The 6,356-nt window shown below is 69.1% G+C and carries 7 protein-coding genes and 1 pseudogene; 6 read left to right on the top strand and 2 right to left on the bottom strand.

Going from position 1 to position 6,356, the window contains the following annotated elements; genetic code table 11:
- Positions 1-199: pseudogene (locus AX744_RS20750) on the top strand (hypothetical protein); the annotation flags it as partial.
- Positions 196-1,623 carry a glucuronate isomerase gene (gene uxaC / locus AX744_RS13350; protein WP_061017390.1) on the top strand — a complete coding sequence of 476 codons (1,428 nt, stop codon included), beginning with the start codon at positions 196-198 and terminating at the stop codon, positions 1,621-1,623. The pseudogene AX744_RS20750 and the gene uxaC, both read left to right, overlap by 4 nt.
- Here uxaC and AX744_RS13345 read toward each other — a convergent pair.
- Positions 1,618-2,328 (bottom strand): helix-turn-helix transcriptional regulator, encoded by a 711-nt coding sequence (locus AX744_RS13345; RefSeq protein WP_197429237.1) that lies wholly within the window; start codon positions 2,326-2,328, stop codon positions 1,618-1,620. The genes uxaC and AX744_RS13345 overlap by 6 nt on opposite strands.
- A gap of 61 nt (positions 2,329-2,389) precedes the next feature.
- On the opposite strand from AX744_RS13345, the gene AX744_RS13340 reads away from it, so the two are divergent.
- Entirely contained in the window at positions 2,390-3,526 is a 1,137-nt protein-coding gene (locus AX744_RS13340) for an epoxide hydrolase family protein (protein ID WP_061017388.1), read from the top strand.
- A 25-nt stretch (positions 3,527-3,551) separates the two neighbouring features.
- Here AX744_RS13340 and AX744_RS13335 read toward each other — a convergent pair whose 3' ends face one another.
- Positions 3,552-4,166 (bottom strand): class I SAM-dependent methyltransferase, encoded by a 615-nt coding sequence (locus AX744_RS13335; RefSeq protein ID WP_061017386.1) that lies wholly within the window; start codon positions 4,164-4,166, stop codon positions 3,552-3,554.
- Between the two features lie 86 nt (positions 4,167-4,252).
- Between AX744_RS13335 and AX744_RS13330 the strand changes: the two genes are divergently transcribed.
- From AX744_RS13330 to AX744_RS13320, 3 genes are all read left to right on the top strand, one after another.
- Positions 4,253-4,789, top strand: a complete 537-nt coding sequence (locus tag AX744_RS13330; RefSeq protein ID WP_231728813.1) for a Chromate resistance protein ChrB — start codon at positions 4,253-4,255, stop codon at positions 4,787-4,789.
- Positions 4,786-5,985: an MFS transporter gene (locus AX744_RS13325; protein WP_082738525.1), complete on the top strand. Its 1,200-nt coding sequence runs from the start codon at positions 4,786-4,788 to the stop codon at positions 5,983-5,985. The genes AX744_RS13330 and AX744_RS13325 overlap by 4 nt, the downstream gene beginning before the upstream one ends.
- 66 nt (positions 5,986-6,051) lie before the next feature.
- On the top strand, positions 6,052-6,356 hold a 305-nt coding region (locus AX744_RS13320; protein ID WP_269454453.1), incomplete at its 3' end, for an RNA polymerase sigma factor.

Here is a 6,356-nt window from a genome sequence, read left to right as displayed (position 1 = left end):
CCCGCCGCTGACCACCCTCACCGCTCCGGTCGAACAGGCCGCACGGCTGTCGGTATCGATGCTGCTCGATCGACTGCAGAGCGAGCGCATCGGCGCGAGCGCACTCACCCGCCGCCACATCGCCGCGCTGCCGACCCATCTGACCGTGCGGGAGTCGACCGGCTCCGCACCGCGCCGTACCCCTGGAGGAGAATCATGAGCAGAGAACTCAGCCCGCACGTCGACCGACTCCTCCCCGCCGATCCCGGCGTGCGAGAGCTCGCCAGGAGGCTGTACGACGCCGTCGCCGCGGCGCCGATCCTCTCCCCGCACGGCCATGTCGATGCTGCATTGCTCGCCGACGACAAGCCCTTCCCAGACCCTGCGACACTGCTGATCACGCCCGACCACTACGTGCTGCGTCTGCTCCACGCAGTCGGCGTGCCCCTCGACGCGCTGGGCCGGGGAGCCGCGCCCGCTGATCCGCAAGAGGTATGGCGGGCGTTCTGCGCGAACTGGGACGTCTTCCTCGGAACCCCGGTGCGCTACTGGTTCGAGACCTCGCTGTCCGAGGTGTTCGGGGTGACGGAGCAGCCGAGTGCGGGCAACGCCGACGAGCTCTACGCGCACATCGACTCGCAGCTGCGCACCGCCGAGTTCCACCCACGTGCGTTGTTCGAGCGCTTCCGCATCGAGGTGCTCGCCACGACCGACGACCCCGCCGACGACCTCGCAGCTCACGCACGACTGCGCGACGATCCGTCCTTCCACGGGCATGTGCTCCCGACATTCCGTGCCGACCGTTACATGGACCCATCGGCTGCGGGCTGGACGATCGCGATCGCGGAGCTGTCGGAAGCTGCCGGCACCGATGCCGGGAACTACGCCGGGCTGCTCGAGGCCCTGCGCCGCCGCCGCGCCGCGTTCCGGGCAGCGGGCGGCACAGCGACCGACACCGGGGTGCTCGATGCCGGATCGCAGCCGCTCACGAGTGCCGATGCGGAGCGCATCCATGCCGCGGGGCTCCGGAGCGAAGTCACGGCGGAAGACGCGACGGCGTACCGCCGCAACATGCTCTACCGGCTGGCCGAGATGTCGTCCGAAGACGGACTCGTGATGCAGCTGCACCCCGGCGTCATCCGCAACCACCACCGTGACACGCTCGCGCGGTTCGGCCCAGACAGCGGGCACGATCTGCCGGACGTCGCCGCCTTCACGCGGCCGCTCACCCCGATCCTCAACGACTTCGGCACGAACGAGACGTTCCGGATGGTGCTGTTCACGGTCGACGAGACAGCGTTCAGCCGTGAGATCGGACCACTCGCGGGCTTCTATCCGTCCGTCTACGCCGGCGCGCCGTGGTGGTTCCTCGACACCCCCGACGCGATCGCCCGCTACCGGCGGTCGGTGACGGACAGTGCCGGGTTCACGAAGACGAGCGGGTTCGTCGACGACACCAGGGCTTTCTGCTCGATCCCCGCCCGGCACGACATGTCCCGACGACTCGACGCCGGCTACCTGGCGGCACTCGTCTCCGAGCACCGGCTCACCGAAGAACAGGCCTTCGCGTTGGCGCACCGTTTCGTGGACGACATCCCGAGGACGACGTTCCGCCTGCCCGGGGGTACCGCCTCAGCTTCATGACGTGGACGCCTTCGTCACCCTGCGGACGACGTACTCGACGACGTCGCTCTCCGGGATCGCGCGGGGCCGGAAGCGCACACCGGTCGACGCCCGTGGAACCATGCGATCGACGCGGAAGATGCGCCAGTCGTCACGATCGAGATCCCACGCGAGCAGGTACCAGACCGAGCCCCAGCTCACCAGGCGCTGCGGTTCGGTGTGCCGCTTCTCTTCGTCTCCGCCGGGTTTCGTGTAGCCGAAGCGAAGCCGTTCATGGGCACGGACGGCCGCGGCGACCGTGCTGAGCGCCGCGAGGTCGAGCGGGGGTTCGGCCCCAGGAACCACACTCGTCGCCTCACGGATCGCGTCGACGCGACGGCGCAGTCGCGAGGGCATGACCTGCTCGAGTTTCGCGAGGGCGGTGAGCGAGGTCTCTTCGACGCCGAGCCGCCAGGTGGCGGCCACCCCCAGCCCGACGGCGACCGCGACCGCCTCGTCGTCGTCGAGCAGCAACGGAGGCATCGCGGTTCCGGCGGCCAGGCGGTATCCGCCCGCGACGCCGGGGCGCGCATCCACCGGATAACCGAGCGAGCGGAGCTTGCCGATGTCGGCGCGCACGGTCCTCGTGCTCACACCCAGTCGGTCGGCGAGTGCGGAACTCGTCCAGTCGCGTCTGAGCTGAAGCAATGACAGCAGTTCCAGCAGACGGGCCGAGGTCTCGAGCATGTCTGATCCTCTCAGCAAATGCGGAAGCTGGTCTTCCGCATTGCCTGAGAGCGTCAACAGCATGACACAGAACACCTCCCTCAGCCCTTTCCGCATCGACATCCCGCAGGATGCCATCGATGACCTGCACGATCGTCTGACCCGCACGCGCTGGCCGCTCCCCGTTCCCGGACGTGACGATCGCACCGACTTCAGCCGCGGGATCCCGCTTCCCTACCTGCAGGAGCTCGCGGATCACTGGCGCGATGGATTCGACTGGCGGGCGCAGGAGAGGGCCCTCAACGCGCATGAGCAGTTCACGACGGTCGTCGACGGTCAGACGTTCCATGTGCTCCATGTGCGCTCGGCGAACCCGGCAGCCACGCCTCTGCTTCTCAGCGACAGCTGGCCGGCGTCGTTCATCGAGTACCAGCGACTGATCCCGCTGCTGACGGACGACTTCCACGTGGTCATCCCGTCCCTGCCCGGACTGGGGTTCTCGAACCCGCTCTCCGGGACCGGGTGGGATCTGGCTCGAACCGCCGACGCCTACGCCGAGATCATGACGCGCTTCGGCTACGACCGGTTCGCGGCGCACGGCACGGACGTCGGCACCGGGATCATCGGCAGACTGGCCGCGCTGCACCCGGAGCACGTCATCGGCACGCACTTCGCCAGCGACCGCGTGTGGCTCGGGCTGGTCGGCACCATGTTCCCCGCCCCCGATGGTCTGTCCGAGGAAGAGCTCGCCCAGCTCGAGGCCGCACATGCTGCGAGCGCTGCGGAACGCGGCTACATCGGCATGCACAACCATCGACCCGACACGGTCGGACCGGCCCTCACCGACTCGCCCGTCGGCCAGCTCGCGTGGATCGTGGAGAAGTTCAAGCGCAGGATCGACGGCGGGTACGGGGCGCCGGATGTCGACCGCGACCAGCTCCTGACGAACGTGAGTCTCTACTGGTTCACCCGCAGCGGTGCTTCAGTCGCGCAGTTCTTCTACGAGTCGGAGCACGCCCAGCTGGACTTCGTCATGCCCTCCGGGGTGCGCGCCGGCTGGGCCGTCTTCGACGCGCATCCCCTGATCCGGCGCACGATGGATCCCGCCGGTGCGATCGACCACTGGAGCGAGTTCGCCGCGGGCGGGCACTTCCCGGCGATGGAGGAGCCGGAGCTGCTGGCCGACGACATCCGCAGGTTCTTCCGCGGTCTCGCCTGATCCGCTCAGGCACCGTGCGCATCGATCAGATCGCGACCGCGCTGATCGATGCGTGCGGGCGCCTTCTCTCCTGCACCCTGGTCTCGCTGTCGAGCACCGAGAAGCCGGCGCGCTCGAGCTGGTTCGACATACCCTGCACCGACCAGTAGTACGCCGTCGTGACGGCGTGCGGGAAAGGCTGCCCGTCCGCCCCGTCGAAGAAGCCGACCAGCAGATGTCCGCCCTCACGGGTCCCGCGGCGAGCGGCCTCGAGCAGATGCGGAAGCCCATCCGGAGTCGCGTGGATCAGCGAGTACCAAGCCAGCACGCCGCCCAAGGAACCGAGCGGGATGTCGGCATCGGCCAGAGACGCCGTCCGATACGAGATGTGGGGGAATCGCGCCGAGGCGCCGGCGATGAAGTCCGGCACCAGGTCGATGCCCTCGGCATCGGCACCGCGCTCGACGAGGAACGCCGTCCAGTGTCCAGGACCGCACCCCACGTCGAGGATGCGTCCGTCGACGCCGTCCGCCCAGCGACCGATGCGCTCCCGGTCGACGTCATCCATCTGCGCGATGTCGCCGAACAACTCCGTGTACTCGACCGCACGCGCCGCATACCCGTCGCGCACGCGCGCATCCTCCGTCTCCTGCTGAGCCATGGCCCTCCCCGCTCTCGCGATGATCGGACTCCACGCTATCGAGGTCTCGCCCACAGATGGATGTAACACCTGTTACAGTTTCGAGTGTGACGAAATCGGATGGCTGGCTCGTGCTCCTGGTGCAGGTACCCGCATCACCCTCGCGGCATCGCGTCGCGGTCTGGCGCGAGCTGCGTCATTTCGGTGCGGTACCCGCAGGGCAGGGCACCTGGGTCACGCCAGATGTGCCTGCGTGCGTCGAGGGGGTCGACCGGGCGCGGGCGCTCGCACAGCGCGGCAACGGCGACATCCTCGTGCTACGCACCCAGGTCGACGGCGGTGACACCGCCGCACTTCGGAAGCTCTTCGACGCCGCGAGAGCAGACGACTGGGCGGAGTTCGTCGCCGACTGCGCGAAGTACCGCGCCGAGATCGCGCGTGAGATCGAGAAGAAGAAGTTCACGCTGGCCGAGCTCGAAGAGGAGGAGCAGAGCCTCGACCGACTGCAGCGCTGGCACCGCACGATCCGCGCCCGCGACGTGTTCGACTCCGCCTCGTCCAAGGACGCCGACCGCGAGTTGGCCGCGTGCGTTCAGGATCTCGCCCGGTTCGCCGACCTCGTCTACCAGGCCGTCCACGCGTGAGCCTGCCGACCGCCGCCGCACCGGCGACCCGCCAGGTCGCACCGCTGTATGCAGCCGGCTTCGTGACGGCGTTCGGCGCCCACAGCATCGCCGCAGGCATCGGGGCGACCGGCGGGGACATCGGTCTCGACCTCCTGCGTCTGGGAGCGCTTCTGGCGATCTACGACCTCGCCGAGGTGTTCCTCAAACCCGTCTTCGGCTCGCTGTCCGACCGGATCGGCGCCAAGCCGGTGATCGTGTTCGGGCTTCTGGGCTTCGGCGTCGCATCGCTCGTCGGGGTGTGGTCGTCGAGCACGGCAGCCCTCGCGATCGCACGGCTCGGGCAGGGCGCCGCAGCCTCAGCGTTCTCGCCCGCTTCCTCGGCGACGGTCGCACGGCTCGCTGCCCCGGGCGCGAAGGGGCGATACTTCGGCAGATACGGGTCCTGGAAGGGCCTCGGCTACACACTGGGTCCTCTCCTCGGCGCCGCACTGATCTTCCTGGGCGGCTTCCCCCTCCTCTTCACGTGCCTGAGCGCGCTCGCCGTCCTCACCCCGATCTGGGTGGCGATCTCCCTGCCCCGACTCGAGCCGCTGCCTCGACCCCGGTACACGGTCGCCGACCTGGTCCGTCAGACGACGGAGCGGGGCTTCCTCATCCCGACGCTCGTGCTCGCCGCGTCCACCGGCGCGCTCGGTGCGGCGATCGGCTTCCTCCCCGCTCTCGCCAGCAGTGAAGGTGCTCCCCTCTTCGCGAGCATCGCGATCGCCTCGGTTCTGGCGCTGAGCTCGGCACTCACCCAGCCCTGGGCGGGCAGGCTCCGCGACAGCGGCCGCCTGAGCGATCGGACCGCGATGACACTCGGCCTCGCGGTGATCACGGCCGGCATCCTGGTCGCCGCGTTCGTCCCCGTGCTCCCGTGTCTCTACGTCGCCGCCGCCCTGCTCGGCATCGGGATCGGCGTCTCGACGCCTTTCGCCTTCGCGCATCTCGCCGAGACGACACCACCCGAACGGATGGGGCGCACGATGGGCACGGCCGAACTCGGCCGCGAGCTCGGCGATGCCGGTGGGCCGCTGCTGGTCGGAGCCGTCGCGGTGGCGGCGACGCTTCCCTGGGGTCTCGCGGCACTCGCGGTCGTGGTCGCCGCTTCGGGAGCGACCACCCGGGTCCTGCCGCGATCACCGGGAGGAGAGCGGGCGGAGAGCGACACCTGATGCACTTTCGTCGCCGAGGCAGGCCGCCCGATGGAACCGGATCTCCGTGCCGAACGAATACCTAGTGTGAGCAACGACAACGACATCATCCGCGAATCGCTCGAGGCCGCGGAACGGTTCTCCGAGATCTTCGAGCGACATATCGGCGCCGTCTCGGCCTACGTCGCCCGCCGCGTCGGACCGGCTGCGAGCGATGACATCGTGAGCGAGACGTTCCTGATCGCGTTCCGCAAGCGGAGGCGCTACGACTTGACGCGGAGTTCCGCGCTGCCCTGGCTGATGGGCATCGCGACGAATGTCCTCGGACAGCACCGAAGGGCCCAGGCGCAACACTGGCGCGCGCTGCAGGCGTCCGTCGGTCAGCACGACCA

The sequence above is a fragment of the Microbacterium sp. CCH5-D1 genome, from assembly GCF_001557335.1.
In the GTDB taxonomy this organism is placed as follows: Bacteria; Actinomycetota; Actinomycetes; order Actinomycetales; family Microbacteriaceae; genus Microbacterium; species Microbacterium oxydans.
Note: the sequence above shows the minus strand (reverse complement) of the source record. Positions and strands in the feature narration are given on the sequence as shown.

Excerpts from the sequence above, each read along its gene's own strand:
- uxaC (WP_061017390.1), top strand. The coding sequence starts at position 196 with ATGAGCAGAGAACTCAGCCCGCACGTCGACCGACTCCTCCCCGCCGAT.
- AX744_RS13345 (WP_197429237.1), bottom strand. The coding sequence starts at position 2,328 with ATGCTCGAGACCTCGGCCCGTCTGCTGGAACTGCTGTCATTGCTTCAG.
- AX744_RS13340 (WP_061017388.1), top strand. The coding sequence starts at position 2,390 with ATGACACAGAACACCTCCCTCAGCCCTTTCCGCATCGACATCCCGCAG.
- AX744_RS13335 (WP_061017386.1), bottom strand. The coding sequence starts at position 4,166 with ATGGCTCAGCAGGAGACGGAGGATGCGCGCGTGCGCGACGGGTATGCG.